The 25,260-nt window shown below is 72.0% G+C and carries 22 protein-coding genes; 10 read left to right on the top strand and 12 right to left on the bottom strand.

Annotation, left to right across the window (positions count from 1 at the left end; genetic code table 11):
- Window positions 1-3: 3 nt before the first annotated feature.
- From ACFQU3_RS17815 to ACFQU3_RS17800, 4 genes are all read right to left on the bottom strand, one after another.
- A complete protein-coding gene (locus tag ACFQU3_RS17815) occupies window positions 4-1,341 on the bottom strand; it encodes an adenylate/guanylate cyclase domain-containing protein (RefSeq protein WP_385912192.1) in 1,338 nt (445 codons plus the stop codon).
- Between the two features lie 70 nt (window positions 1,342-1,411).
- Window positions 1,412-2,068 carry a hypothetical protein gene (locus ACFQU3_RS17810; protein ID WP_385912190.1) on the bottom strand — a complete coding sequence of 219 codons (657 nt, stop codon included), beginning with the start codon at window positions 2,066-2,068 and terminating at the stop codon, window positions 1,412-1,414.
- 11 nt (window positions 2,069-2,079) lie between these two features.
- Window positions 2,080-3,567, bottom strand: coding sequence for a multicopper oxidase family protein (locus ACFQU3_RS17805; protein ID WP_385912188.1), 1,488 nt, complete (start codon window positions 3,565-3,567; stop codon window positions 2,080-2,082).
- A 14-nt stretch (window positions 3,568-3,581) separates the two neighbouring features.
- The gene (locus tag ACFQU3_RS17800) at window positions 3,582-4,070 is read right to left on the bottom strand and encodes a hypothetical protein (protein ID WP_385912186.1); all 489 of its coding nucleotides are present in this window, start codon (window positions 4,068-4,070) and stop codon (window positions 3,582-3,584) included.
- A 354-nt stretch (window positions 4,071-4,424) separates the two neighbouring features.
- Between ACFQU3_RS17800 and ACFQU3_RS17795 the strand changes: the two genes are divergently transcribed.
- Both ACFQU3_RS17795 and ACFQU3_RS17790 read left to right on the top strand, forming a co-directional pair.
- Window positions 4,425-6,434, top strand: coding sequence for a histidine kinase (locus ACFQU3_RS17795; protein WP_385912184.1), 2,010 nt, complete (start codon window positions 4,425-4,427; stop codon window positions 6,432-6,434).
- Window positions 6,427-7,104 carry a response regulator gene (locus ACFQU3_RS17790; protein WP_385912182.1) on the top strand — a complete coding sequence of 226 codons (678 nt, stop codon included), beginning with the start codon at window positions 6,427-6,429 and terminating at the stop codon, window positions 7,102-7,104. The genes ACFQU3_RS17795 and ACFQU3_RS17790 overlap by 8 nt, the downstream gene beginning before the upstream one ends.
- Here the strand turns inward: ACFQU3_RS17790 and ACFQU3_RS17785 are convergent.
- The 3 genes from ACFQU3_RS17785 to ACFQU3_RS17775 all read right to left on the bottom strand — a co-directional run bounded on the left by ACFQU3_RS17785 (window position 7,016) and on the right by ACFQU3_RS17775 (window position 10,140).
- Window positions 7,016-8,401 carry a glycosyltransferase gene (locus tag ACFQU3_RS17785; RefSeq protein ID WP_385912180.1) on the bottom strand — a complete coding sequence of 462 codons (1,386 nt, stop codon included), beginning with the start codon at window positions 8,399-8,401 and terminating at the stop codon, window positions 7,016-7,018. The genes ACFQU3_RS17790 and ACFQU3_RS17785 overlap by 89 nt on opposite strands.
- Window position 8,402: 1 nt before the next feature.
- Entirely contained in the window at window positions 8,403-9,437 is a 1,035-nt protein-coding gene (locus ACFQU3_RS17780) for an LLM class flavin-dependent oxidoreductase (protein WP_385912178.1), read from the bottom strand.
- A 154-nt stretch (window positions 9,438-9,591) separates the two neighbouring features.
- Window positions 9,592-10,140 carry a dihydrofolate reductase family protein gene (locus ACFQU3_RS17775; protein ID WP_385912176.1) on the bottom strand — a complete coding sequence of 183 codons (549 nt, stop codon included), beginning with the start codon at window positions 10,138-10,140 and terminating at the stop codon, window positions 9,592-9,594.
- A 116-nt stretch (window positions 10,141-10,256) separates the two neighbouring features.
- On the opposite strand from ACFQU3_RS17775, the gene ACFQU3_RS17770 reads away from it, so the two are divergent.
- Together ACFQU3_RS17770 and ACFQU3_RS17765 are read left to right on the top strand one after the other, a co-directional pair.
- Entirely contained in the window at window positions 10,257-10,757 is a 501-nt protein-coding gene (locus tag ACFQU3_RS17770) for a PH domain-containing protein (protein WP_385912174.1), read from the top strand.
- The gene (locus ACFQU3_RS17765; RefSeq protein ID WP_385912172.1) at window positions 10,754-12,256 is read left to right on the top strand and encodes a PH domain-containing protein; all 1,503 of its coding nucleotides are present in this window, start codon (window positions 10,754-10,756) and stop codon (window positions 12,254-12,256) included. Before ACFQU3_RS17770 ends, ACFQU3_RS17765 begins: the two co-directional genes overlap by 4 nt.
- Window positions 12,257-12,276: 20 nt before the next feature.
- Here ACFQU3_RS17765 and ACFQU3_RS17760 read toward each other — a convergent pair whose 3' ends face one another.
- From ACFQU3_RS17760 to ACFQU3_RS17750, 3 genes are all read right to left on the bottom strand, one after another.
- Complete coding sequence (locus ACFQU3_RS17760; RefSeq protein ID WP_385912170.1) at window positions 12,277-13,398, bottom strand: DUF6081 family protein; 1,122 nt, start codon at window positions 13,396-13,398, stop codon at window positions 12,277-12,279.
- A 205-nt stretch (window positions 13,399-13,603) separates the two neighbouring features.
- Window positions 13,604-14,932: an ankyrin repeat domain-containing protein gene (locus ACFQU3_RS17755; protein WP_385912168.1), complete on the bottom strand. Its 1,329-nt coding sequence runs from the start codon at window positions 14,930-14,932 to the stop codon at window positions 13,604-13,606.
- Entirely contained in the window at window positions 14,929-15,888 is a 960-nt protein-coding gene (locus ACFQU3_RS17750; protein WP_385912166.1) for an SMP-30/gluconolactonase/LRE family protein, read from the bottom strand. The genes ACFQU3_RS17755 and ACFQU3_RS17750 overlap by 4 nt, the downstream gene beginning before the upstream one ends.
- Before the next feature lie 139 nt (window positions 15,889-16,027).
- Here ACFQU3_RS17750 and ACFQU3_RS17745 point away from each other — a divergent pair, with 139 nt between their 5' ends.
- Together ACFQU3_RS17745 and ACFQU3_RS17740 are read left to right on the top strand one after the other, a co-directional pair.
- Complete coding sequence (locus ACFQU3_RS17745) at window positions 16,028-17,215, top strand: sensor histidine kinase (RefSeq protein ID WP_385912164.1); 1,188 nt, start codon at window positions 16,028-16,030, stop codon at window positions 17,213-17,215.
- A complete protein-coding gene (locus ACFQU3_RS17740) occupies window positions 17,208-17,849 on the top strand; it encodes a response regulator (protein WP_385912162.1) in 642 nt (213 codons plus the stop codon). The genes ACFQU3_RS17745 and ACFQU3_RS17740 overlap by 8 nt, the downstream gene beginning before the upstream one ends.
- A gap of 48 nt (window positions 17,850-17,897) precedes the next feature.
- On the opposite strand, the gene ACFQU3_RS17735 is transcribed toward ACFQU3_RS17740, so the two are convergent.
- Together ACFQU3_RS17735 and ACFQU3_RS17730 are read right to left on the bottom strand one after the other, a co-directional pair.
- Complete coding sequence (locus ACFQU3_RS17735; RefSeq protein ID WP_385912160.1) at window positions 17,898-19,730, bottom strand: BCCT family transporter; 1,833 nt, start codon at window positions 19,728-19,730, stop codon at window positions 17,898-17,900.
- A 304-nt stretch (window positions 19,731-20,034) separates the two neighbouring features.
- Window positions 20,035-21,411, bottom strand: a complete 1,377-nt coding sequence (locus ACFQU3_RS17730; protein ID WP_385912158.1) for a cation:dicarboxylate symporter family transporter — start codon at window positions 21,409-21,411, stop codon at window positions 20,035-20,037.
- A 150-nt stretch (window positions 21,412-21,561) separates the two neighbouring features.
- Here ACFQU3_RS17730 and ACFQU3_RS17725 point away from each other — a divergent pair, with 150 nt between their 5' ends.
- The 4 genes from ACFQU3_RS17725 to ACFQU3_RS17710 form a co-directional block, all read left to right on the top strand.
- Window positions 21,562-23,199 carry an ATP-binding protein gene (locus tag ACFQU3_RS17725; protein ID WP_385912156.1) on the top strand — a complete coding sequence of 546 codons (1,638 nt, stop codon included), beginning with the start codon at window positions 21,562-21,564 and terminating at the stop codon, window positions 23,197-23,199.
- A complete protein-coding gene (locus ACFQU3_RS17720; RefSeq protein ID WP_385912154.1) occupies window positions 23,192-23,890 on the top strand; it encodes a response regulator in 699 nt (232 codons plus the stop codon). The genes ACFQU3_RS17725 and ACFQU3_RS17720 overlap by 8 nt, the downstream gene beginning before the upstream one ends.
- Complete coding sequence (locus ACFQU3_RS17715) at window positions 23,887-24,705, top strand: helix-turn-helix domain-containing protein (protein ID WP_385912152.1); 819 nt, start codon at window positions 23,887-23,889, stop codon at window positions 24,703-24,705. Before ACFQU3_RS17720 ends, ACFQU3_RS17715 begins: the two co-directional genes overlap by 4 nt.
- 58 nt (window positions 24,706-24,763) lie before the next feature.
- Window positions 24,764-25,260 (top strand): DUF222 domain-containing protein (locus ACFQU3_RS17710; protein ID WP_385912150.1); only part of this gene is annotated, 497 nt, incomplete at its 3' end.

The raw sequence follows: 25,260 nt of genomic DNA, 5'->3' as shown, positions 1-25,260 counted from the left end.
TGCTCAGCTGCTCGCCCTCCGTGGCGTCCCAGCCCCCTGGTGGTTCGCTGTGCTGTCGTCGGGCGTCGTGGCCGCGTCGAGCAGGAAGGTGGCCATCGGACCCTTGCTCTTGACGAGGATCGTTCCGCGAGGTCGGACCGTGAACTCGCGCCCGAGCACGGTCGCGACGCGCTCGGTCACCTGGATCTCCCCCGGCAGACCGTGGGACTCCATCCGGCTCGCCGTGTTCACCGTGTCGCCCCAGAGGTCGTAGATGAACTTCCGCCGCCCGATGACGCCCGCGACCGCTGGTCCGGTGTCGATGCCGATGCGCACGGCCAGCCACTCGCTGCCCGGCTCCCGGGCGATGGCCGCGATCTCCGCGCGCATCGCGAGCGCCACCCGGGCGACCGCCTCGACGTGGTCGGGCCGCCGCTCCGGCAGGCCCCCAGCGAGCATGTAGGCGTCACCGATGGTCTTGATCTTCTCGACGGCCTCCGCATCGGCCTGCTGGTCGAAGGCGGAGAAGATGCGGTCGAGGAGCGTGACGAGGTCGGCGGCGGGCATGACCTGGGTCCGCTCGGTGAAACCCACGAGGTCCGCGAAGAGGACCGTCACCGCTTCGTAGTTCTCGGCGATGACACCCGCCTCCCGCTTGAGCCGTTGGGCGATCGGCCCGGGCAGGACGTTGAGCAGCAGGCGCTCGGAGCGCTCCTGCTCGGCCTCGAGGGCGATGCGCGCCCGCTCCCGCTGCTCCACGAAGTAGCCGAGCATCGCATAGGCGCTCAGGGTCACGCCCATGACGTTGAGCACGAAGAAGGTGATGACGAAACCGGTCGGCAGCTGCGCCGGGTGCCGGGACAGAAACGGGTCGAGCAGAGCGAGCGCGACGACCTCCGCGAAGAAGGCCACGAGCCACACGACCGAGCGCCGCACACCGAGCAACGCGAGCGCGGCGAGCGGGACGAAGATCGCCCACAGCACCATCCCGCTCGATGCGACGAAACCGCCGAGCGACGCCTGGAGCAGGGCCGGAAGGACGAGGAACGAGACGAGCTGGGTCGTGCGGAACACGGCGAACCGCCGGGTCCGCGCGAGGACGAGGAGCCCCACCACGGTGATCACCTGGTACGCGCCGGGCATCGCTGCCGACACGGGATGGCCGTAGGCGACATAGGTGCCGACCCAGATGAAGGAGATCAGCGCGATGAGCACGGACGCGAAGATCAGCATCCCCTGCCGCAGGGCCTCGTCGTGGGACCTTCCCGGCCGGACGCCGATCTCGGCGAGACGCTCGACAGCGCGGACCACAGCCCCTCTGAGACCGGTCCGAGGAAGGGTGAGCACGTCGGATGCGCTCATGACGCGATGCTACGGCGGACGACGCGTGTGGGCCCCCTCCTTCGGTTGGTTTCCGGTCCGCTCCCCCGGGTCAGGTTCGCCGGAGCTGTCGTGCCAACCGAACGCACCAGACGGGGAGGAGCACGTAGGCGCCGAGCCACGCACTGGCCTCAGCGACGTAGCTGTGCCATTGCGCGTCCGAGAAGTCGTCCGTGCCGGCCAGGACACCCGGCACCGCGAGCACCCCGCCGACCAGCAGCCACCCGACGACGCGCCCGAGCCGCGCCGGGCCCCACCCGAGCTGACCGAGAGCCCCGGATGCCGTGTGGGCGAGCAACATCCACGCGCCGAGGCCGGCCAGACCGAGCGTCGAGACCAGTCCCGCGAGGTAGAAGCCGGTGGTGTCCGTGACGACGAGCCACGTGCCCCACGTGAGGCCGACCGCTCCGGCCACGGCAGCCGTCACCGCGCCGTTCGCCGGCCAGCCGTCCCCCTCCACGCTGCGGACGAGGACCGCGAGAAGCAGCACCCACCAGCCGACGAGCGCGTTCGCCCAGTCGTTGACCGTGCCGAAGACGCCACCGACGACATAGAGCAGCATGAGGCAGACGACCGCGACGACTGCGGTCACCGCAATCGCGAATGCGGCGAGGCGTACGGCGTCCTGCTGTCGGAGGGACGCTGCCGGGCGCGTGTCCCCTGTGGCCGAGGACGGCATACGGGTACCGCGGATCAGGCTGTGGGACATGGGGGCTCTCCTCATTCGGGCTGGTTGCCGTGCGGTCCGTGGACCAGGAAGGGGGTGGTGACGTCCTCGTAGGCGAGGTGCGCCACGAGGCCCTCCATCGCGTGGGGCAGGTTGTGGCAGTGGTCCATCCAGATGCCCGGGTTGTCGGCGAGCAGGGCCACCTCGTACGTCTCACCGGCAGCGACCTCGAGCGAGTCGGTCCACCAGGGGCTTCCGGTCGCGGCGACCCCGTTCCGTGAGAGGACGACGACGTGGTGGCCGTGCAGGTGCATCGGGTGGCCTTCGCTCGTCTCGTTGACGATGCGGAACCGCACCACCTCGCCCTCGCGCACGACGAACATCGGCACGTCCGGGAACATCCGGCCGTTGATCGTCCACCAGAGCCCGGGCCGGCCGTCGAGCAGCCCGGGGCGGCGGCCGATGACGTAGTCGTACGTCCGGACCGGGTGGGTCGCGTCGAGTCCCAGCGGGGCCGGTGAGCCGTACACCAGCAGATCGAGCGTCGACCCCGGTTGCCGGGCGACCGGGGCCTGCGAACCTGCGGGACCCACGACGACGCTCCGCGCTGCGCCGATGTGCACGCGGAGTCCACTCCCGTCCGCCGGGGCGCGGACGAGCAGGTCCGCACGCGCTCCGGCCGTGAGCTGGATCCGCTTGTCGCGGAAGGCAGTCGGGGAGTGCACGTCGGCGCCATCGACCGCAGCGAGGACGATGGGACCACTGGCCCACACCGTGGTCAGGGCGTCGTCGGTGTTGACGACGCGCACGCGCGCGAGCTCTCCCGGGTCGACGACGACCCTGCCGTCGCCGACCCGGCCGTTGAGCGTCGGCTGGCCGTCGTGGAGGTGGAGCACGGCGAGCTCGTCGGCGGCGACCACCTCTCCCGGCGCGGCGGGGGCCGGCGTCCGTGGCTGCACGACGAGCGCACCGAACAGGCCCCGCCGCACCTGTTCGTGAGAGACCTGGTGGGAGTGGTACCAGTACGTCCCCACCTGGTCGGCGACGAAGCGGTACGTGAACGAGCCACCGACGGGAACCGCGTCCTGGGTCACACCCGCGACGCCGTCCTGCGAGTTCGGCACGTCGAGACCGTGCCAGTGCAGGGTCGTCCCGTCCGTGACCGACTCGTTGACGAGCGTCACCTCGACGAGCTGCCCCTCCGTCACGCGGATCGTCGGGCCGGGCGACGTGCCGTCGAGCGTGTAGCCCTCCATGGCGCGCCCACCCGCGATCTCGAAGCGCTCCGCCCGCGCGACGAGTCGCAGGACGACGTCCGGCGTCCGCGCCGGGTCGACCCGGAAGGACGTGAGGCTCACGCCGCGGCCACCCACGGAGGCGCCCCCGGCCGGCACGCCGTGTGCCGCATGGGCCGCCGGGCCCGCCCCCATGTCCATGACGGAGTACGCCGCCGGCAGTCGGCTCGAGCTCCACGCCAGGACCCCCAGCCCGACCGCCGCTGCGAGCGCGACGATCGACACCAGCCGCCGGCCGTTTCCCATGGCCCGGAACCCGGTCAGGCCGTCGCGTCGCCGACGGAGAGTCGCGCGTCCTCGGAGTCCGCGGAACGGGGCGACCCCGGCGTCGCGCGCCGGGCGGCTCGTGCGGCGAGCAGGGCGGTCGCGAAGAGCGCGAGCGCGTTTCCGCCGTGGACCGCACCGGCATACGGGAGGTCGACGATGCTGTAGCCGAGCATGACCTGCACGATGACGAGACCGAGCACGAGCCCGGCCCACCGCACCGCGTGGTGGAACCGCGCGAAGAAGGACACGGCGAACAGCGCGATCGCGACGAGCGGGATGACGAGGCCGCCGTTGATGCCGTGGATCGGGAAGCCGATGTCTCCCGTGAAGGCCGACTCCTGCGACTCCATCATCGTCTTGTCGAAGGTGCCGCCCTGGGCGACGTGGTGTGCCAGCCCGCCGAAGCCGAGTGCGATCGCGGCCGCCTGGACGACGACGAGGCCCGCGATGAGGCTGGCGAGCACGAAATAGGTCCTGCGCATGGTCGTTCCTCTCTCCGTCTCCGACCCGATCCGGCCGCGCCCTCCCGGCGTGCCGTGAGCCATCGCCCCCACGATCCGGCGCGGGGCGGCACCCGGGAACGCGGCCTGACCACAGCCGGGCTGGGGGTCAGCCCCCAGCAACGGGTGCGGCCAACCCGGTGACGCCGCGGCGCCGGAGGACCGATCATGAGGTGTGCGTCTCAGGCGAGGCTGGCTGATCACGCTCGGTGCCATCGGCACGGGGTCGATCGTCTACGTCTTCGTCGTGCGCGGCATCCTCGCGCCCGGCAGCACCGCCGGCGAGGGGCTCGGCTGGCCGCTCTTCGGTGTGCTGCCGCTCTACGCCTTCGGGCTGTGGCTCCTCACGGCGACGTCGTCCGGGTCGCGCTCTACGTCGCGCTGGGCGGGACGGCTTCGGCGGTCGGGTCCGCGTACGAGACGTACGTCCGGACCCACCTCGAGGTGCTCGACTCGAGCACCTTCGCGCTGCTCAACCAGGTGGGCCTGACCGCAGACGCCCTCTCGGCGATCGGCTTCCTGCTCATGTTCGCGACCTTCCCGGACGGCGTCCTCGAGCGACGGTGGCAGCGCGTCGCCGTGAGGTTCGTGTGGATCGGCGCCCTCATCGGTCCCGCGACGTTGCTGACCGATCCCCACGTCGTGCTCCCGGAGTACATCGGCCTCGACGGCCACACCATCGCGAACCCGTATGCCGTGCCGGCCCTCAGCGTCCTCGCACCCGTCGTGGACGCGGTCATCAAGCCCTGGTGGCTCATCCCGGGGCTCGCGCTCGTCGTGTTCTACTCGCGATGGCTCTTCGGCCCCCCGGGCCGGCGCGACCAGCTGCGCGTCATGGGTGTCACGGTGACCTCCGTGATGCTCGTCTACATGCTCTGGTACGGCGTCGCGCTCACACGGTATGCCGGGACGCCCTTCGCGACCGCCGTCACCGTCCTCGTGGCCGTCACGCTTATCGCACTACCGGTGGCCGGGATCCACGGCATCCTGCGTCACGGCGCCTATGACGTGGGCATGGCCGACCGTGGCAAGCTCGTGGTCCGCTCGTCGTCGACGCTCATCACGATCCTCTACGGGTGGGGCGTGGCGATGCCCGGTCTGTTGCTCGCGACGACGCTGCCGGTGGCGCCGGCCGTCGTCATCACCGCTGTCGTCGCCGTGGTCCTGCTGCCCGTCAGGGCGTGGCTCGGGCGGGGCATCACCCGGCTCGTCTTCGGCAACCGCGACGCGCACCTGACGCTGCTCGGCGAGCTCGGCTCGCGCCTGGAGCAGGCGGTCGACGTCGACGAGGTGCTGGCCCGGCTGGCCCAGGCCGTGCGGGACGGCCTCGGGGCGACGTGGGTCCGCATCCGGCTCGCTGCCCCGGACGGCCGCTCGGTCGACGCACCGCGCGGGGTGGCGGGCGAGGTGTCCGGTGAGCCGGCCACCGGGCTCGACCTGGTGCGCGGCGATGTCGTCCTCGGCCGGATCGACGTCGGTCCCGCCCGGCACGGCGCCTACACGCTCGCGGAGCTCACGCTGCTCGAGACCGTGGCCCGGCAGGCGACAACGGCCGTCGCGAACGTCCGCCTCACGGCCGAGCTCGCCGACCAGCTCGACGAGCTGACCGCGTCGCGGGCCCGTCTCATCACGGCCCAGGACGCCGAGCGCCGCCGGATCGAGCGCGACCTCCATGACGGCATCCAGCAGAGCGTCGTGGCGCTCATGGCAGGGTTGCGGCTCGCCCGCAACCGGCTCGACCGCGCCGACCTGCGCAGCGACGAGCTGACCGACCTGCAGGACCAGGCCCGCGAGATCCTCGCCGACCTGCGCGAGCTGGCCCACGGCATCCACCCGCAGGTGCTGAGCGACAACGGGCTCGTCGCAGCGGTCGAGTCGCGCACGGCGCGCTTCCCGGTGCCCCTCACCATCGTGGCGGACGACGCGGTGCGCGCCCAGCGCTTCGGCGCCGAGGTGGAGACGGTGGCCTTCTACACGATCCGCGAGGCCCTCGCGAACATCGCGAAGCACGCCGACGCGACGAGCGCACGCATCACGCTCGCCCTGACCCCGACCGGACTGCAGGTCGACGTGACCGACGACGGCCTCGGCTTCGACCCGGGCCCCGCGACGTCTCCTTCCGCCGAACAGGCCGGGCTCGCCAACATCCGCGACCGGGTCGCGGCGATCGACGGTCGCTTCCACCTCGAGAGCGCGCCCGGGACGGGCACGCGCCTCGTCGTCGAGCTCCCTGTGGCCCAACGGCAGGAGGAGCCCGGCCCGGCAGAACAGCCGAACGCCGAGGTCGCCGGCGCGCCTGCGCTGCCGTCGTCCGTTGCGGCCCGGACCGAGCCTGCCCGTGCCTGACCCGCTGCGCGTCGTCGTCGCCGAGGACAACTACCTCGTGCGGGAGGGCCTGCGCCGCCTGCTCGAGGACTCCGGCGAGGTCGCCGTGCTCGCGTGCGTGGGCACCGCTACCGAGCTGCTCGACGCGGTGCGCCGGCTCGGGCCCGACGCCGTCCTCACCGACATCCGGATGCCGCCGACGCACCGGATGGAGGGCATCGAGGCCGCCCAGGCGATCCGTGCCACTCACCCGTCCACCGGCGTCGTCGTGCTGTCGCAGCACTCCGAGGAGAGCTACGCGCTGGCCCTCTTCGAGTCCGGCTCGGCCGGCCTCGGCTACCTGCTCAAGGACCGCATCGGCGACCTCGAGGACCTCGTCCACGCCCTGCACGAGGTCTGCGCGGGTGGCTCGGTCGTGGACCCGCAGATCGTCGACGCCCTCGTCCGCCGGCGAAGCCGAGGGGCGTCGAGCCCGCTCGCCGCCCTCTCGCCACGCGAGCTCGACGTGCTGCGGGAGATGGCGCTCGGGCGCACCAACGCCGGCATCGAGCGGGCCCTCTACCTGTCGGCCTCGACGGTGGAGAAGCACGTCAACGCGATCTTCACCAAGCTCGCGCTGCCCGAGGCGGGCGTCCACCGGCGCGTCGCGGCCGTGCTCGCGTTCCTCGAGAACTCGGCCGCCCTCGACTGAGGTACGTGTCGACGAGCCGTGCCGCGTCGGCCGCGCCGTCCTCGGCCCGCACCAGCTCACCGAGGGCGTATGCCGCATGGCGGGCCCGAGGGGAGAGCGCTACGTCGAGCGCCGCGCGCAGCCGTGCCGGCGTCAGGTCCTGGCGGGCGATCGGCGGTGCGGCGACGCCGAGGTCGGCCATCCGGCGCCCCCAGTAGGGCTGGTCCGCGGCGTGCGGCACGACGACCTGTGGCACGCCCGCACGGAGGGCAGCGGCGGTCGTGCCCGCCCCGCCGTGGTGGACGACGACGGCGCACCTCGGGAAGAGCAGGTCGTGGGGCGTCGCCCCGACGCCGAGAGCTAGACCCGCAGCCTCGACCGCGAGCCCGTCGAGCGTGAGACCACCCAGGCCCTCGCTGACGAGCCCGCGCACGCCAAGCGAGGCGAGCACGTCGACGACACCGCGGACGACGCCTCTCGGGTCGGGCGTCGGCATCGACCCGAAGCCCACGTAGACGGGTGCCCGGCCCTCGGCGAGGAACCGCTCGACGGCGGCGTCGAGGCGGCCGCCCAGCGCACCAGCCTGCGACCGTTGACGGAACCAGTAGCCCGTCTGCCGCAGCGCGGGAGGCCAGTCCGCGGCGGGAGGGACGACGTGCGCGCTCGCGCCGAGGATCGTCGGCGTCCGCCGTGCGGCGGCCGCATAGTGCCGAAAAGCCTGTCTCGGCAGCCCTCGTCGCGTCCGGACGAGGTCACCGGCGGGCCGGAACAGGTCGAACGCGACGCGCCCGGCCAGGCTGCTCCACGTTCGGTTGAGAGTCGCGGTCCGCCCCGGCACCATGGCCAGCGCCACCGAGTCGCCGTGAGCGCTCGGCCATACCGGCGCGAACACCGCGTAGAGGTGCGGCTTCGTCGGTGGCGAGGCACCACGGCGACCCCGGGCGGGCGTCAGCAGGGCGTCGACGAGGTCGAAGGTCAGGGCACCCGACACGACAGCGTCCGCCTCGTCCACGAGCCGGGCCACGTCTCCCGCGAGGGCCTCCGCCGTCTGCGCCATGACTCGACGCATGAGCCTCGCCTCGCGCACCTGCGTCGTCGCCGACCCGCGCAGCGCGTCCCGTCCGAGGCCGTCGCGCAACGGCGCCTCGAGGTCGAACGAGAGCGGTTCGAAGCCGACGGTGCTGCTCGCCACGACGTGCCCGAGGTCGGCCGGCGCGGCGAGCGACACGGCATACCCGAGGCCGTGGAGCTGCTCGCCGAGCGCGAGGAGGGGCTGCACGTCACCGCGGGAGCCCATCCCGAGGAGCAGCACCCTCATGTCACGCCCCGTCGAGCAGCGCGCGCACGCGCGGCACGACCTCCTCGGCGTAGAGGCGGATGCACTCGACCCGCTGCTCGTGCGGCAGGGTGCCCATCGAGTACTTGAGCTGGAAGCGCGAGGCGCCGAGCACGCGCACCGTGTCGGCGATCTTGGCCGCGACCGTGTCGGGCGACCCGCAGTAGACGGCGCCGTCGGCACCGAGCTGCAGGAGCGCCTGCTCGCGGCTCATCGGCGCCCACCGGCGCTCACGACCGATCTTGTTCATGTACGGCACGAAGTGCGGCATGAACTCCTCGCGTGCCTGCTCGTCGGTGGCGGCGACGTAACCGGGCGAGTGGACGCCGATCGGCAGCTCGGGTTTGCCCATCTCCGTCAGGGCCCGGCGGTAGAGGTCGGCGAGCGGCGCGAACTGGCGCGACGACCCGCCGATGATCGCGATGACGACGGGGAAGCCGTAGTGGGCGGCCCGGACGACCGACTGCGGCGTGCCCCCGACACCGACCCAGACCGGCAGACGGCCGGACTCCGTTGCGGGCATGACCTTCTCGACCTGGACGGGAGGTCGCGTCGAGCCCTGCCAGCGGACCGGCTGCTCGGCGACGACGGCCGCGAGCAGGTCCAGCTTCTCCTCGAAGAGCGTCTCGTAGTCCGAGAGGTCGAGCCCGAACAGCGGGAACGACTCGACGAACGACCCGCGCCCGACGGTGACCTCGGCCCGGCCGTTGCTGATCGCGTCGAGCGTGGAGAATCGCTGGAAGACCCTGATCGGGTCGTCACTGCTGAGGACCGTGACCGACGTGCCGAGGCGGATGCGCTCGGTGCGGCCGGCGAGCCCGGCCAGCAGGACATCGGGAGCGCTCACCGCGTAGTCGTCACGGTGGTGCTCGCCGATCCCGAAGAAGTCGAGCCCGAGCCGGTCGGCGAGCTCGCCCTCGGCGAGCACCTCCCGGACCACTGTGGCCGGATGGAGCGGGCTGCCGTCCGGCCCGGTGGCGATGTCGCCGAAGGTGTCCAGGCCGAGTTCGAGGCTCATGCGCCCATCGTAGGTATGCCGTCCACGCGCCACGTCCGCCTCCAGTACCGGCAACACACCGAGAAGCCCGCAACACGCCGGGATCGGATCCCGGTGGGTTGCGGACTTCTCGGTGTGTTGGGGTGGAAGGGCGTCGGGGGCGCCGGCGGTCCGCTCAGGACTCGGCGGGGCCGTAGTGCAGGTGGACGACGCCGTTGTCGTAGACGTCGGTCGTCTTGAGCCGCAGCCGTGTCGCGTCGACACCGTCGCCGAAGAGCCGCTCGCCGGTGCCTCGTGCGACGGGGTAGACGAACAGGTGCAGGTCGTCGACGAGACCGTCCGCGAGCAGCGACCGCACGAGCGTCCCGCTGCCCGAGACGTAGATGGTGCCCTCGACCGACTCCTTGAGACCGCGGATCGCGTCGGCGTCGTAGGGCAGCGTCGTCGACGGGCCCCAGTCGGTGCTGGGCTGCTGCGACGCGACGACGTACTTGTGGGTCTCGTTGAAGAACGGTGCCCCTGGGTCGTCCTCGACGGTCCGCGTCGACCACGCGGGCGCGAACATCTCGTAGGTACGCCGCCCGAGCAGGATCGCCCGGGCCGAGCCCGTGACTGCCCCGAGCGTCTCCCCCATCCCGGGGTCGAAGCCGTACTCGAACGTCCAGGACGGGTCCTCGAAGACGCCGTCGAGGGCGACGAACTCGTGAACCGCGATGGTGCCCATGGCCTGCCTCTCGTCGGGTCCGGTGACGATGCTGTCGCGCCGGTCAGACCACCTTTCGGCCAACGGCGGTCGACGTCAAGGGCAGGACCACGGATGCGTGTGGCACCGTGGGGTCCGTGGAGCCTGAGACCGAACCGGTGCTGCGCGAGCCCGCGCACCGGGTGTCGCGCCGAGCCGTCCTCATGTGGAGCCTCGAGGCCCTCGTCGGGGTCGCCGTGCTGCTGGGCGGCCAGGCCGTGTGGTGGCTCCTCGACGACGGCTCACGCACGGCGCACTGGGTCGTCGGCGGTCTCTGGCTCGTGCTGTCCGTCGGTTACGTCGCGGGTATGCCGCGCTGGCGGTACCGCGTGCACCGTTGGGAGTCGACGACGCGCGCCATCTACACGCAGAGCGGCTGGTTGTGGCAGGAGCGACGCATCGCGCCCCTCAGCCGGGTCCAGACGGTCGACCTCGAGCGTGGTCCGGTGGCCCAGCTGCTCGGCCTGGCCTCCGTCACGGTGACGACAGCGTCGGCGGCCGGCCCGGTCACGATCCACGGGCTCGACCTGCCCGTGGCACGCGAGCTCGTCGACGCCCTGACCGCGGCTGCCGTCGCCGAGAAGGACGACGCGACGTGACCGACGTGACCGACGGGTCAGGCGGGTGGCGCCGGCTCGACGCCAGGATGCTGCTCATCCACCCGCTCGAGACGCTGATCCGCCTCCTGCCCGCCCTCATCGCCATCGTCATCGCCCGGGCCGGCTCCGAGGACAACGACAGGTGGGAGCTCTTCGCCCTCCCGGTGATCCTCGCCTACGGCGCGCTCCGTTGGCTGACGACCCGGTACCGCATCGCCGGCGGGCAGATCGAGCTGCGCCGCGGCGTCTTCACGAAGCAGACGACGACGGCCCGGCTCGACCGGGTGCGCACCGTCGACCTCACCGCCAAGGTGCACCACCGGCTGCTGGGCCTCGCGAAGGTCGAGATCTCGACGGGCGGGGGCGGCAAGGACCGGCTCGTGCTCGACTCGCTCCGCCTCGACGCCGGACGACGTCTCCGGGCCGAGCTGCTCCACCGGATCGACCCTGCCGTCACCGGACTCCCCGCACCGAGCGGCTCGCCGGTCGCCGTCGACGACGTGCCGCACGACGTGTCACCGCCCGACGACGAGGAGCTGCTCGTGCGGCTCGACCCGGCGTGGGTCCGCTACGCGCCGCTGACGGTGACCGGTCTGGCGAGCGCCGCGGCGATCGTCGGCTTCGCCTCGCAGGGGCTCTCACGGTTCTCCGACGAGGGCGACCTCTTCCGCGACAGCGCGTCGCGGGTCGCCGGCTTTCCCTGGTGGCTCGACGTCGTGCTCGTGCTCGTCCTGGTGTCCGTGCTGGCCGTCGGCGCCTACGTCCTGACCTTCTGGGGGTTCCGCCTCACCCGCAACCGCCTCGGCACGCTGCACACCCGCCGCGGGCTGCTGACGAGCCGCGAGACGAGCATCGACGCGGCTCGCGTGCGCGGCATCCGGCTCGACGAGCCACTCGGCCTGCGCCTGGCCGGTGCCCGCCGGCTCAAGGTCGTCACGACGGGCCTCGCGCGCGAGCAGGGCGGCGGGTCCGACTGGTTGTGCCCGCCGGCGCCGGACGGGGTCGTCACGCCACTGGCCCTGCAGATCCGACCCGACGCGGCGGCGGTCACCGGGCACCTGGCGTCCCATGGCCCGGCGGCCCGGCGCCGCCGCCTCACTCGGGCCGTCGTGCCCGCCCTGCTGCTCGCCGCGGCCGTCGTCGTCGCGCAGGGCGTCTGGGACTGGCCCCCTGCGCTGCTCGCCCTCGTCCCGCTGCTCCTCGTCGGCGCCGTCGCGCTCGGTGGCGACCGCTATCGAGGGCTGGGCCACGCCGTCACCCCGGACCAGCTCGTCACCCGCGAGGGGTCGCTCGACCGCCAGCGCGTCGTGCTCGACCGCGCCGGCATCATCGGGTGGAAGGTGGAGCAGTCGTTGTTCCAGCGCCGCGCCGGCCTCGCGACGCTGGTCGCCACGACCGCAGCGGGCACCCAGCACTACGACGTCGTCGACGTCCCCGTCGAGCAGGCGTATGCCGTCCTGGCCGAGGTCAGCCCCGAGCTCTACGACGAGTTCCACTGAGCGACATGCCTCGACCGGGCTCAGCTCCCGAGCGTGCGCACCCTGAAGTTGCTGAAGACGCCGTCGGCTCCCTGCCCGAAGGAACGCTCGCTCGGGCTGATGGAGACGCTGAGGTCGGCCGTCTCGGCCGGGCACTCGCCGAGTCCCGGGGTCGCCGACACCGGCGAGCACCCGAACTGGAACGGGTAGGCGTCCAGCAGACTGAAGAGACCGTGCCCGATCGAGAACGACCCGATGTCGCGCGCGAGGCGCTCGCCCGGGCCGAGCGACGGGTAGATGCCCGTCCACGGCTGCACGAACCGACGCTGGTCGAGCGGGACGCCCACGTCCGTGACGACCGCCACGGGCGTGCCGTCCAGGGTGTACGTGACAGTCGCCTGGCCACCGGCCCGCGTGAAGGTGATCGCCACACGGTGCGTCTGCTCCGCGGCGACCCGGATGTTCGTGATGATCTGCGTGTACGCCGTGTCGAGCCCGACCTCGGTGGCGCCCGGGCAGCCCGGGTTCGACGTGTTGCCCGTGACCGATGTGGGGAGCCGCTCGATCAGCGGGAACGCGTAGTTGCCCGAGACGAACCAGTCGAAGAGCTGGCCGGTGCAGAAGTCGATCATGTTGAGCACCACACCCGCCTGCTGGCCCTCGAGGAGCGCGGCGCTGTACGGCCCTGTGCCCGGAAGTCCCGCAGCCGCGGAGCCCGGCGGTCCGTAGACCCCGTGGACCACGTGCCCGTGGACGGCGCCCGGTGTGCGTGCGGCGATGTCGACCGAGAAGGTGATGCTGCCCGTGCGGGGTGCGGTGAAGCTCTGGTTGCTGATGGCGATGTACTTCAGGTGGTCGAAGACGCTGAAGTCGGTGCCGGGCTTGAACGGGACGTCGGTGAGCCGGACGGCCCCGGCCGACGACACCTGCGGGACGACCCCGTCGAGGGGGCCGTAGGGATTCGACCACTTCGCGGCATACTCCGTGCTCGAGTGCGCGTCGTAGTCGACCACTGACACCGTGGGCGGCGGCGGTGGTGCGGCGTTCGCCGCGTGCGCGGCCAGCACGCCGAGGACCCCGGCAAGGCCTCCGATGACGAGGGCAGTCCAGCGACGGACGCCCCTTCGGTGCGACTGTGGGTGGTGATGGGGCTGGTGAGACATCCGGCACTCCTTCCCGAGAGATCGGGGCAGGGACCGCCCCGGCTGCGCCTGGGGCGAGGGAAAGGCATGCCGGAGGTAGCGCTCTGGCGGCCCCCCACCCAGCCATGCTTCGCCGCCTGACCAGACCCGGCAATAGTCCTCGGTGACCATGGGAGGACTAGTCCCCGATCCCGGCGCAGCCGGACGCCCTGCAGCGGCTCGGGGCTCAACGCCGCTCGGTCAGGACCCGGGCGATGGCCGCATACCCCTTGGCCTGGGCGTGCTCGAGTGCGGTGACGCCGTCCTTGTCGGCGAGGGCGGGGTCGGCGCCCGCGTCGAGGAGGATGCGGACGACCTCCTGGTGCCTCGTTCCGCCGTCGCCCAGGACGACTGCCTCGAGCAACGCGGTCCAGCCGAGGTCGTTGACGTGGTTGACGTCGATGCCGGTCCGCACCACGCGCCGGACGTAGTCGACATGCCCGAGCTCGCTCGCGGGGATGAGCGAGACCCCGCCGTAGCGGTTGCGGATCGTGAGGTCCGGCCCGGCCGGAAGCAGCGCCTCGAGCATCGCCACGCTGCCGGTCACGCCCGTGACGAGCCAAGGCGTGTCGTGCCGGTCGTCAAAGGCGTCGGGGTCGGCGCCCATGGCGACGAGCAGCCTTGCCACGCTGAGGCGGTCGGCCGTCACGGCCAGCAGCAGGGCAGTGCGCCGCCGGTCGTCGCGCGCCTCCACGTCGGCACCGGCACGCAGCGCGGTCGCGACGGCGTCGGCGTCGCCCCTGGCCGCGGCAGCCAGCAGGGCGGCGTCCGGGTCGGCGACGCGTGTGGCGGTGGTCGCCTTCACGAGCACTCCTTCGAGTCGGGTGTGGCCGCGCTCGCGAGCCATCTGGAGCGGGGTGAGGCCTTCGTCCCGCGAGCGCCGGGTCAGCTCCACTCCACCGGCGACGAGGACACGCACGGTGTCGACGTAGGCGGTCGAGTCGCGCCCGAGCCACACCGCCTCGTGGACCGCCTGGTAGCCGATGCGGTTCACGTGGTCGCGCTCGATGCCGGCGCGGAGCAGCTCACCGACGACGAGGGCGTGGCCGCGCTCGGCGGCCCGGATGAGGCCGGTCCCGTTCCAGCTGTCCTTGTCGTCGACCGTCGCGCCGTGGGCCAGGGCGAGCCGGAGCAGCCCGAGCAGGCCCTCGCTCGTCGCGATGAGGTATGCCGACTGCTGCGTCTCGTCCTTGGCGTTGACGTCGGCGCCCCTGGCCACGAGGGCCTTCGCCCTCGAGAGGTCGTTCTTCCACGCCGCGTCGCGCAGGTCCGCGTCGAGCCGGGCCTGCTCGGCGGAGGTGCGCACCTGCGGGGTCGGCGGAACGCTCGAGGGTCGCTCGCTCGAGGGTCGCACGGCGCGCGTGGTCGGCGTCGCCGAGGGCGACACGGTTGCCGAGCTCGTCGTCGGAGCAGGACCCGGAGAGCACGCGGCGAGGACCGCCGTGGCCGCCAGGGCCACCACGGCCTGGAGCGCGAAGGCGGCGAGCGGCAGCCGGCCCGGTCCCGCGTCCCTCATCGTGCCAGCGGGTCCGTGACGACCTCGTACGGGCCGACCGCGACGGCCTCGTCGAACTTGCTGTCGACGTAGAGCATGCGCCCGCGCAGCACCTTCGCGGTCGTCAGCACGCGCGTGGGGTCGCTCGCCTGCTGCTCCACGAGCGCGGCGCTGCGGCCGTCGCCGGCCAGCTGGAGGGTCGCGATCATCCGTGCGAAGTTGCGCACGACCGTCAGACGTGCGCCCTGGAGCACGAGACCGTCGGCATCGGTCAGGGCCGCGTCGCCGGTCTCGACCCGCGTGACCCGCGCGGTGGCGAGGTCGAAGCGCCACAGCGCGCCGACGTTGCCCTGTGCGACGACGAAGGCGGACCCGTCGTCGCTGAGGACGATGCCACCGAGGTTGAAGCCCGCGCGCTGCTCGATCGTCCCGGACGCGTCGGCCCAGCGCGTGACCGTCCACTCGCCGGCCTCGAGAGCGACCCGGTAGACCTGCGGCGCGTTGGAGTTCGTGAAGTAGGCGGCGCCGTCGGGTCCGATCGCGACGTCGTTGAGGAAGACGTTCTCGCCCGGGGCTCGGAGCGCGGCCAGCAGGTCACCCTCGGGCGAGTACACCCAGAGGTCGGGCCGGCCGGTGCCGATGCCGTTCGGGCCACCGGCGACGTAGACCCGCCCGGCGGCGTCGGTCGTGATGCCGCGGGCCGTGAACCGTCCGTCGGTACCGTCACCACCGAGCCACTGCTCGGTGCGGGCGTCCATCGCGGTCCCACGGTGGATCTCGCCGCCCGTCACCTCGCTGACGTAGAAGCGCCCGCGACCCGGGTCGGCGCCGATGCCCTCGAACTTCGAGCCGCCGGCGTCACCCTGCAGCTCGTACGCGGCGGGACGCGCGGATTCCGCAGCCTGCGTGGAGGTGGCGACGAGCGGCAGTGAGGCTGCGACGGCGAGGGTGGCGAGTCCGGCGATGGTGCACTTCATGGTGGTCTCCAGGTGGTGTGTCCGTGGGTTCCCCACCACTGTCGCCGTGCCGCGCGGCCGTCCGCGTCGGGCAACCGGCCATCTCGCGATAGCCGATCGGATGATGCCGTGACGACCGGTCGTCCCTAGGCTGCCGGTCATGGAGGAGGGCATCCTGGCGCCGGTGGCGCGCCTCGACCGGTGGCTCGACGGCGTGCTGCTCGTCCTCCTCGTCACGTGCTCGGTCCGCTACCTCCTGCGCCATGACCTCGACGTCACCGCCCTTCTCGTCCTGTCGGGAGCAGTCGTGCTCGGAGCGGCCTACTCGACGCGACGCCTCGTCGCCGACCACACGGTCTGGCCGACGGTGTGGGTCGGCGTCGTCGTCGTGCTCTGGGTGACGCTGACGCTCGTCGCGCCCTCCTTCGCGTGGACCGCGGTGCCCGTGGCCTTCGCCGTCCTCCAGGTCCTTCCCTTCCCGTATGCCGTCACGGCCGTCGTCGTCATGACCGCGGTCGTCAGCATGGCGTGGAGCAGGATCACCGACGACCTCGACCCCACCGTGTTCGTGGGACCGGTCGGCATCGCCCTCGTGACCGTGCTGTCCTACCGCGCCCTCGAGCGTGAGGCCCGCACGCGTCAGACACTCCTCGAGGAGCTCACCGAGGCGCAAGCCGATCTTGCTGTGGCGCAACGACGTTCGGGAGCGCTCGCTGAGCGCACGCGGCTCTCACGCGAGATCCACGACTCCGTCGGGCAGGGCCTGTCGAGCATCACCCTGCTCCTCGGCGCGGCCGAGCAGGACTGGGACCGGAGACCAGCCGCAGCGCGCGAGCACGTCGCCGCGGCAGGGGCCGCCGCACGCGAGGGACTCGACGAGGTGCGCCGCGTCGTGCGAGACCTCGCCCCGGCCGACCTCGAGTCGGACGAGACCGGCGAGGCGCTTCCCGTGGCGCTTCGGCGCGTGGCCGCCGCCGGGGCCCATGGCCTCGACGTCGAGGTGCGCGTGCACGGCGATCCCGTCGGTGTGCCGCCCGCGGTCGCGAGCGCCCTCGTCCGCTCGACGCGGGGTGCACTCGCCAACGTCGTCGAGCACTCCGGCGCGTCGCGGGCCGTCGTCAGCCTCACCTACCACCCCGACGAGGTGCTGCTCGACGTGCGTGACGACGGCCACGGGTTCGACCCGGCCGGGCTGGGGGCGCGCGGTGACCGCGGGCGCGGGCTGGACGGCATACGGCAACGCGCGGGTGACCTGGGCGGCAGCGCGGACATCGAGAGCGGGCCGGGCGAGGGCACGACGGTGTCGGTGCGCTTCCCCCTCGACGCGGACGGAGGTCGTCGTGGCTGAGCCCACCGTGCGCGTCGTCCTCGTCGACGACCACCCCGTCGTGCGGGCGGGCCTGCGTGCGCTCGTCGACGGGCAGGACGGCATCGAGGTCGTCGGCGAGGCGAGCGACCTCGCGGGCGCCGAGCAGGTCGTCACGCGGGAGCGGCCGGACGTCGTGCTCATGGACCTGGGTCTGGGTGACGGTCCGGGCGGTGCCGAGGTGACGGCCCGGCTGCGCGCCCTTCCCGAGCCGCCGAACGTCCTCGTCCTCACGACCTTTGACACCGAGGCCGACATCCTCCGCGCGCTCGACTCGGGCGCGGTGGGCTACCTCCTCAAGGACGCGCCGCCGGAGCAGCTCTTCGCCGGCATCCGGGCGACGGCTCGCGGCGAGACGGTGCTCGCCCCCTCCGTCGCGGCACGGCTGGTGCGTCGCACCGCGTCGCCGGGGCCGGTCGTCACGGAGCGCGAGGTCGAGGTGCTCGAGCTGCTGTCACGGGGGCTCGGCAACCGCGAGATGGCGCGCGAGCTGCTCGTCTCGGAGGCGACGGTGAAGTCGCACCTCTCGCACGTGTACACCAAGCTCGGCGTCGACACCCGCGCCGGAGCGGTCGCGGCAGCCATCGAGCGCCGCATCATCCGACCGGGCGGATGACGCGGCGCTCGACGCGACTGCCTCGAAGGCAGCTCGGACGGACCTCGGTCAGAGGCGCATGGACGCGCCGACCTTCTCGGTCTGCTCGTCGACCGGGTCGAGGCCGGCATCGTCGGTCTCGCCCGACAGCCCGCGCTCGACCTCGACGTCCTTGGCCTCGACCGAGTCGGTCTGCACGAGCTCGCCGACCCCCTCGCCCGGCGCGGTCTCCTGCACGGTGAGCGAGAAGTCGTCCCCGTGCTCGCTGACGCCCGCGACGACGGCGTGCTCGACGGCCGCGACGGCATACTGGCGCCGAACGACCTGCGGGTCCCGCGAGAGGTCCTTCACGAGCGACACCGCGAGCCCGATCATGATGACGAGGAAGGGCAGCGCCGCGACGATCGTCACGTTCTGCAGGCCGGAGAGCGCGTCCTCGCCACCGATGAGGAGCATGATGGCCGCGACCGCGCCGGTGGCCGCACCCCAGAAGATCACGGTCTTCTTCGACGGTTCGAGCGTGCCCTTCTCGGAGAGCGTGCCCATGACGATCGACGCCGCGTCGGCGCCCGACACGAAGAAGATCGCGACGAGGACCATGACCACGACCGCGGTCACCGTCGGCCAGGGGAGGTTGGCGAGCATCGCGAAGAGCGAGCCCTCCGGCGACGACTCGCCGGCGATGTCCTGACCGCCCTGCTGCTGCGCGATGCCGGCGCCACCGAAGATGGCGAACCAGATGAGTGAGACGACCGACGGGACGAGCAGCACGCCGGAGACGAACTGGCGGATCGTGCGGCCACGAGAGATCCGGGCGATGAACATGCCGACGAACGGTGTCCAGCTGACCCACCACGCCCAGTAGAAGATCGTCCAGCCCGCCAGCCAGTCCTTCATGCCGTCGCCACCGGCCGCGTCGGTGCGCGCCGACATCATGGCGAGGTCCTTGACGTAGGACCCGATCGTCGTCGGGACGAGGTTGAGGATGAGGACCGTAGGGCCGACGACGAACACGAAGAAGGCCAGCGCGAGTGCGAGCACCATGTTGATGTTGGAGAGCCACTGGATGCCCTTGGCGACACCCGACACGGCCGACAGGATGAAGCAGACCGTCAGCACGACGATGATGCCGATGAGCACGCCGTTGCCGACCGGCCCGATGCCGCCGACGATCTCGATGCCCGACCCGATCTGCAGGGCGCCGAGGCCGAGCGAGGTCGCCGAACCGAAGAGCGTCGCGAAGATCGCGAAGATGTCGATGACCCGGCCGGCGGGGCCGTCGGTGCGCTTCTCACCGAAGAGCGGCGCGAAGGCCGAGCTGATGAGCAGCGAGCGCCCCTTGCGGAACACGCCGTACGCGACGGCGAGGCCGACGACGGCGTAGATGGCCCAGGGGTGCAGCGACCAGTGGAACATCGTCGTGGCCATGGCGGTCTGCACGGCCTCGGGGTTGCCGGCAGCGCCCGTGCCGGGCGGCGGGGTCACGAGGTGGCTCAGCGGCTCCGTGACGCCGTAGAACATCAGGCCGATGCCCATGCCGGCGGAGAACATCATCGCCACCCACGACGACGTGCGGAACTCGGGAGCCTCTCCGTCACCGCCGAGCGGGATGTTGCCGTACTTGCTGGCCGCCAGCCAGATGACGAATACGACGAAGCCCGACGCGACGAGCGAGAAGAGCCAGCCGGTGTTGTGGACGACGAAGCCGAGACCGGCGGTGGCGCTCGTGCTGAGGCTCTCGGTGCCCAGCGCACCCCAGAGCACGAAGGCGATCGCGACCGCGGCGGCGACGCCGAAGACGGTCTTGTCGATGCGGGTCGGGGCCGCGTCCTCGTGGTTGACGGGTGGCGGCTCGAGCGCTGGATGGAGCGCGTCGTCGGGTGTCGTGGTCAGGTCACTCATGCGTCATGACGGCATCCCGACGAGGGTGCCGTCGTCTCCTCACGTTGCGTGTCACAGATGTCTCGTTGAGCCTGCAACCATGCCGTCGAGGCCTCCGGAAGGCAAAACGAGGGGGCGCGGGAGGGCGCGCCGCCTCGCCTTCCTGCCACCGATCAGCCTGTGGCGCAACGCTTTACGCTCGGTTCCCATAGCGTCCGTGAGTTGGGACACGATGGCACCCCACACAGCCACACGGCATATGCCGAGACGGCACCGGCAGTGTGCCGGTGCCGCCTCGTGTCAGGACTGTCGCGAGCGATCGGAGTCAGCGCGCGCCGACCAGCTCTGGCTCCCGAGGTGCTGCGGGCTCCGCCTCCTCGTCGATCATCGTCGCCTCGTCGAACGGGTCCTGCCCGGCCAGCACGCGGCCCGCCTTGGCCCGGTCGATCTCTCCGACCCAGGTGCCGATGAGGACCGTCGCGATGGCGTTGCCGGCGAAGTTGGTCACCGCACGCGCCTCGCTCATGAGGCGGTCGATGCCGACGATGATGCCGACGCCGGGCACGAGGTCGGGGCGGTGCGACTGGAGGCCGCCGGCGAGCGTCGCGAGGCCGGCGCCGCTGACCCCGGCCGCACCCTTGCTCGCGATGATCATGAAGACGAGCAGGCCGATCTGCTGGCCGATCGTGAACGGCTTGTCCATGGCCTCGGCGATGAAGAGGCTCGCCATCGTCAGGTAGATGGCCGTGCCGTCGAGGTTGAAGGAGTAGCCGGTCGGCACCGTGATGCCCACGACGGGACGCGAGATGCCGAGGTGCTCCATCTTCGCGATGAGGCGCGGCAGCGCCGACTCCGAGGACGACGTCGACACGATGAGCAGGAACTCACGGGCGAGGTACTTCAGCAGCGAGAAGACGCTGATGCCCGTGACGACCTTGAGGATCGAGCCGAGGAAGACGAGGACGAAGATCGCGCAGGTGACGTAGAAGGCGATCATCAGCTTGAGCAGGCTGGTGAGCGAGCCGAGGCCGAGGGTGCCGACCAGTGCGGCCATGGCGCCGAAGGCGGCGACCGGGGCGGCCCACATGATCATCGACATGAGACGGAAGGACAGTCGCTCGATGTGCTTGATGCCGTTCAGGACCGGCTCACCGACCTTGCCCATCCGCTGGAGGGCGAAGCCGACGAGCAGGGCGATCAGCAGGGCCTGCAGCACCGAGCCCGACGTGAGGGCCGAGAGGAGGGTGTCAGGGATGAGCCCGAGGATGAAGTCGACGCCCGTCTTGGCCTCGGCCGTCACCGCGCCCTGCCCTGCGGCAGCCTGGTCCGCCGTCAGGTTGAGGCTCGCACCCGGCTTGATGACGTTGCCGACGAAGAGGCCGATGGCCAGCGCCACCGTCGACATCGTCAGGAAGTAGCCGAGGGCGAGGCCGCCGACCTTGCCGACCTGGGCGGCCTTTCGAACCGAGCCGATGCCGAGGACGATCGTGCAGAAGATGATCGGCGTGATCAGCATCTTGATGAGGTTGATGAAGCCCGTACCGAGCGGCTTCAGGCTCTTGCCGACCTCCGGGAAGAAGAACCCGACGGCGATGCCGGCCGCCATGGCGATGAGGACGGCGACGTAGAGAAGATGGGTGCGGTCGCGCTTCGGGGTCGAGCCTGGCTGGGCGTCGACTGCGCTGTCGGCGGTGGAACTCACGGTGACCTCCGTTGGCTGGGTCCGCACCTCGGGCGCGGGCCGGTGAATGTCTACGAGACTGGCGGGGTCAGTGACTAGGGTCACCATTGTGTTCATTGAGTTCTCGCGAGGCCGTGGCACGTGCTGCTCGCGCGCACTCCCGGTGGGGCCGTGACCCCCACCGCACCGCCGTCACGCCTCGGCCGAGCCCTCGGGGCACCGGGGAGGTGGAGCGTCGCCGCCCAGACGTTCGCGTTGCAGGTGCTCATCGCGGTCCTTGTCGTCGGGGCGGGCCTCGCCGGCGCGTTCGCCCAGGCGAAGCGGGCCGGCGACCAGGAGGCGAGTGCGCGGGCGCTCGCCGTCGCCGAGACCGTCGCTGCCACGCCGAGCGTCGTCGAGGCGGTCCAGGGGCCGGACCCGTCGGCCGCCCTGCAGCCGTATGCCGAGCGGGTGCGCGTCGAGTCCGGCACCGACTTCGTCGTCATCATGAGCCGCGACGCCATCCGGTACACCCACCCCGACCCGGCGCAGATCGGCGGGACGTTCCTCGGGCACACGGAGGCGGCCCTCGCCGGCGGGGTCGTCGCCGAGGACTACACGGGAACGCTCGGCCCGTCATCGCGCGTCGTCGTGCCCGTGCGCGACGGCAGCCGCATCGTCGCGCTCGTGTCCGTCGGCATCCGCACGTCGGCCGTCGGTGAGCGGGTGCGCACCCAGCTGCCGGTCCTGCTCCTGGCCGGCCTCGCGGCCGCAGCGCTCTCCGGCCTCGGCACCGCCCTCGTCGCCCGCCGCATCCGGCGCCAGACCCACGGACTGGGCGAGCCGCAGCTGCGTGAGATGTACGAGTACTACGACGCCGTCCTCCACGCCGTGAGCGAGGGGCTCGTCATCACCGACCTCGACGGCACGCTGCGGCTGGCCAACGACGAGGCCGTGCGGCTGCTCGACCTGCCCGCGGACGCCATCGGGCGACCCGTGGCCGACCTCGGGCTCGCGGAGCCGCTCGTCGCCGCGCTCACCGACGAGCTGCCCCACGAGGACGAGCTGCACGTCACCTCGGCGCGGGTGCTCGTGCTCAACCGAGGCCCGGCGACCTGGCGCGGACGACTGCTCGGCCACGTCGCGACGCTGCGCGACCGGACCGACCTCGAGGCGCTCACCGGCGAGCTCGACTCGGCCCGCGGCCTCACCGACGCCCTCCGATCGCAGGCTCACGAGTCGGCCAACCGCCTGCACACCATCGTCAGCCTCATCGAGCTCGGGCACACCGACCGGGCGCTCGCCTTCGCCACGGAGGAGCTGCAGGTGTCCCAGGTGCTCACCGACCGCGTCGTCGGTGCAGTCGACGAGCCCGTGCTCACGGCCCTGCTTCTCGGCAAGGCGGCCGAGGCACACGAGCGCGGTATCGCCTTCGAGATCGAGCCCGGCGCGCACTGGCCGCGCGACGTCGCCCCGACCCGCGACGTCGTCACGATCGTCGGCAACCTCATCGACAACGCCCTCGACGCCGTCGCCGGTGAGACCGGCACTCCCCGACCCGAGCGGCACGTCAGCTTCGACTCGCGGGTGGATGGCGCGTACGCCGTCCTCGAGGTCTCGGACAACGGGCCGGGCCTGCCGCCGGGAGCGGTCAAGGATGCCTTCCGGCGCGGCTGGTCGACGAAGGAGCAGGGCAGCGCAGGCCGGCGCGGCATCGGCCTCGCCCTCGTCGGGCAGACCGTCGACCGGCTCGGGGGCACGCTCGAGGTGTCGGGTCCCCCGGGTGCGACCTTCACGGTCCGCCTGCCCGTCGGAGGTCATCGTGGCTGAGCCCAGCCCGCAGGGCCTGCTCCGCGTCCTCGTCGTGGAGGACGAACCCATCGCGGCGGAGGCCCACACGGCATACGTCGGAAGGGTCGACGGCTTTGAGGTCGTCGCCACGGTCGGCACCTCCCAAGCGGCCCTGAAGACCTTGCAGGACAAGGAGATCGATGTCGTCCTGCTCGACATGAACCTCCCTGACCGGCACGGCCTCGACGTCGTGCGTGCGATGCGAGCAGCCGGGCACCGGGCCGACGTCATCGCGGTCACGTCGGCGCGCGACCTCGACGTCGTGCGGACCGCGGTGTCGCTCGGGATCGTGCAGTACGTCCTCAAGCCGTTCGTCTTCGCGACGCTGCGTGAGCGGCTGCTCGCCTACCGCGCCTACCGCTCGCAGGTCACGAGCGGCGCCGAGGTCGGCACCCAGGCGGAGGTCGACGAGGTCTTCGCCGGCGCGCGGGCGGCGGCGGAGTCGCGACTGCCCAAGGGCATGGGCGAGGAGCTGCTCGCCAAGGTCTCGCGCGCGCTGCGCGACGCCGACGGCGGCCGCTCGGCCACCGAGCTGGCCGAGGCGCTCGGGGTCAGCCGGGTCACGGCCCGCCGGTACGCCGAGCACCTGTGCGAGACGCGCGTCGCGGTGCGCCGTTCGAGGTATGCCGGCGCGGGACGTCCCGAGGTCGAGTACCTGTGGAGCCGATGAGACGCGCTGCACGGGACGTCGAGCGGGCCCACCTCGTCGACCCCGCCGACCGCACGTGGACGATCGCCCGGACCTCCGTCTCCCCCGACCTGACCGACCTCGCGCGTCGCTTCTGGGTCCCGGTCTGGGACGTGCCGGAGGGGCGCGACTCCGTGCAGCGGGTGCTCCAGTACCCCGTGTGTCTCGTCGTCGTCTCCGACACCTACACCCGCTTCTACGGCGTCGTGTCCGGCCTGTCGCACACCATGCTGACCGGACGTGGCTGGGCCGTCGGCGTCATGCTCCAGCCGGCGGCGGGCCACCTCCTGACCCGTGAGCCGGTGCGCCGGATGACCGACCGCTTCGTCGACCTGACGACGCTGGCGACCCTGGACGGGGAGTCCCTCACCCATCGCGTGCGGTCACTCATGCGCCCCGACCCACGCTCCTCCGAGGCGCAGGCGAAGGCGCGCGAGGTCGTCGAGGACGCACTGCGACCGCTGCTGCCCGTCGACGACGAAGGACTGCTCGTCAACGCCATCATCGAGAACGTCGAGACCTCACCCGAGCTGCTCCGCGTGGACGACCTGTGCGACCGGTTCGACATCAGCGAGCGCACGCTGCAACGCCTGCTGGACAAGCGGATCGGACTCGGACCCAAGTGGCTCATCCGTCGCCGGCGGCTCCAGGAGGCGGCCGAGCGGCTGCGTGACTCGGGAGCCGAGCTGGCCGGTGTCGCCGTCGAGCTCGGCTACGCCGACCAGGCCCACTTCACCCGTGACTTCCGCACGGCGACAGGCATGACTCCGGGTGAGTTCGCGTCTCGCTTCCGCTGACTGGCCCTTGACATTGCAAAGTATTGCTTTGTCATTCGAACACCTGTACGATTTAGGTATGAGCCAAGCAGCGATCGAGCAGGACTGGGACCACGTCGCGTCCCTGGCCGCCGACCTGCACGACGCGCACGCCCGGCTCGTCGACTTCGTCGCCACCGTCCTGGCCGAAGGGACCTGGCAAGCCGCCGGGCTCCGCTCCCCGGAGCACTGGCTGACCCTGCGGGCCGGACTGTCGCGCGCGCAGGCGGCCGCGGTCGTGCTGCTGGCCCGACGCGCCGCGGAGCTGCCCGCCACCACCGCGGCGCTGCGGCAGGGCCGGATCAGCCTGGACCAGGCCGCCGTCGTGGCCCGGCACACCCCGGCCGCGTTCGATCAGACCGTCGCCGAGTTCGCCCAGCACGCCACCGTCTCGCAGCTGCAACGCTCCGTCACCCGCTACGACTTCACCCTCGAGCCAGCGACCGTCGATGACCGCGGCGAGGTCCTGCCCGGCGAGAAGGACCCGGACGCGGCGCTCGAGCCGGTCGAGCCCGCCCGCCTGAGCATGGGCACCGG

The organism is Terrabacter sp. GCM10028922 (assembly GCF_042666095.1).
GTDB lineage: Bacteria > Actinomycetota > Actinomycetes > Actinomycetales > Dermatophilaceae > Terrabacter.
This window is presented reverse-complemented; position numbering and strand designations above follow the sequence as displayed.

Excerpts from the sequence above, each read along its gene's own strand:
- ACFQU3_RS17810 (WP_385912190.1), bottom strand. The coding sequence starts at position 2,068 with ATGTCCCACAGCCTGATCCGCGGTACCCGTATGCCGTCCTCGGCCACA.
- ACFQU3_RS17715 (WP_385912152.1), top strand. The coding sequence starts at position 23,887 with ATGAGACGCGCTGCACGGGACGTCGAGCGGGCCCACCTCGTCGACCCC.
- ACFQU3_RS17755 (WP_385912168.1), bottom strand. The coding sequence starts at position 14,932 with ATGAGGGACGCGGGACCGGGCCGGCTGCCGCTCGCCGCCTTCGCGCTC.
- ACFQU3_RS17735 (WP_385912160.1), bottom strand. The coding sequence starts at position 19,730 with ATGAGTGACCTGACCACGACACCCGACGACGCGCTCCATCCAGCGCTC.
- ACFQU3_RS17815 (WP_385912192.1), bottom strand. The coding sequence starts at position 1,341 with ATGAGCGCATCCGACGTGCTCACCCTTCCTCGGACCGGTCTCAGAGGG.
- ACFQU3_RS17780 (WP_385912178.1), bottom strand. The coding sequence starts at position 9,437 with ATGAGCCTCGAACTCGGCCTGGACACCTTCGGCGACATCGCCACCGGG.
- ACFQU3_RS17800 (WP_385912186.1), bottom strand. The coding sequence starts at position 4,070 with ATGCGCAGGACCTATTTCGTGCTCGCCAGCCTCATCGCGGGCCTCGTC.
- ACFQU3_RS17745 (WP_385912164.1), top strand. The coding sequence starts at position 16,028 with ATGGAGGAGGGCATCCTGGCGCCGGTGGCGCGCCTCGACCGGTGGCTC.
- ACFQU3_RS17805 (WP_385912188.1), bottom strand. The coding sequence starts at position 3,567 with ATGGGAAACGGCCGGCGGCTGGTGTCGATCGTCGCGCTCGCAGCGGCG.
- ACFQU3_RS17785 (WP_385912180.1), bottom strand. The coding sequence starts at position 8,401 with ATGAGGGTGCTGCTCCTCGGGATGGGCTCCCGCGGTGACGTGCAGCCC.
- ACFQU3_RS17750 (WP_385912166.1), bottom strand. The coding sequence starts at position 15,888 with ATGAAGTGCACCATCGCCGGACTCGCCACCCTCGCCGTCGCAGCCTCA.
- ACFQU3_RS17775 (WP_385912176.1), bottom strand. The coding sequence starts at position 10,140 with ATGGGCACCATCGCGGTTCACGAGTTCGTCGCCCTCGACGGCGTCTTC.
- ACFQU3_RS17760 (WP_385912170.1), bottom strand. The coding sequence starts at position 13,398 with ATGTCTCACCAGCCCCATCACCACCCACAGTCGCACCGAAGGGGCGTC.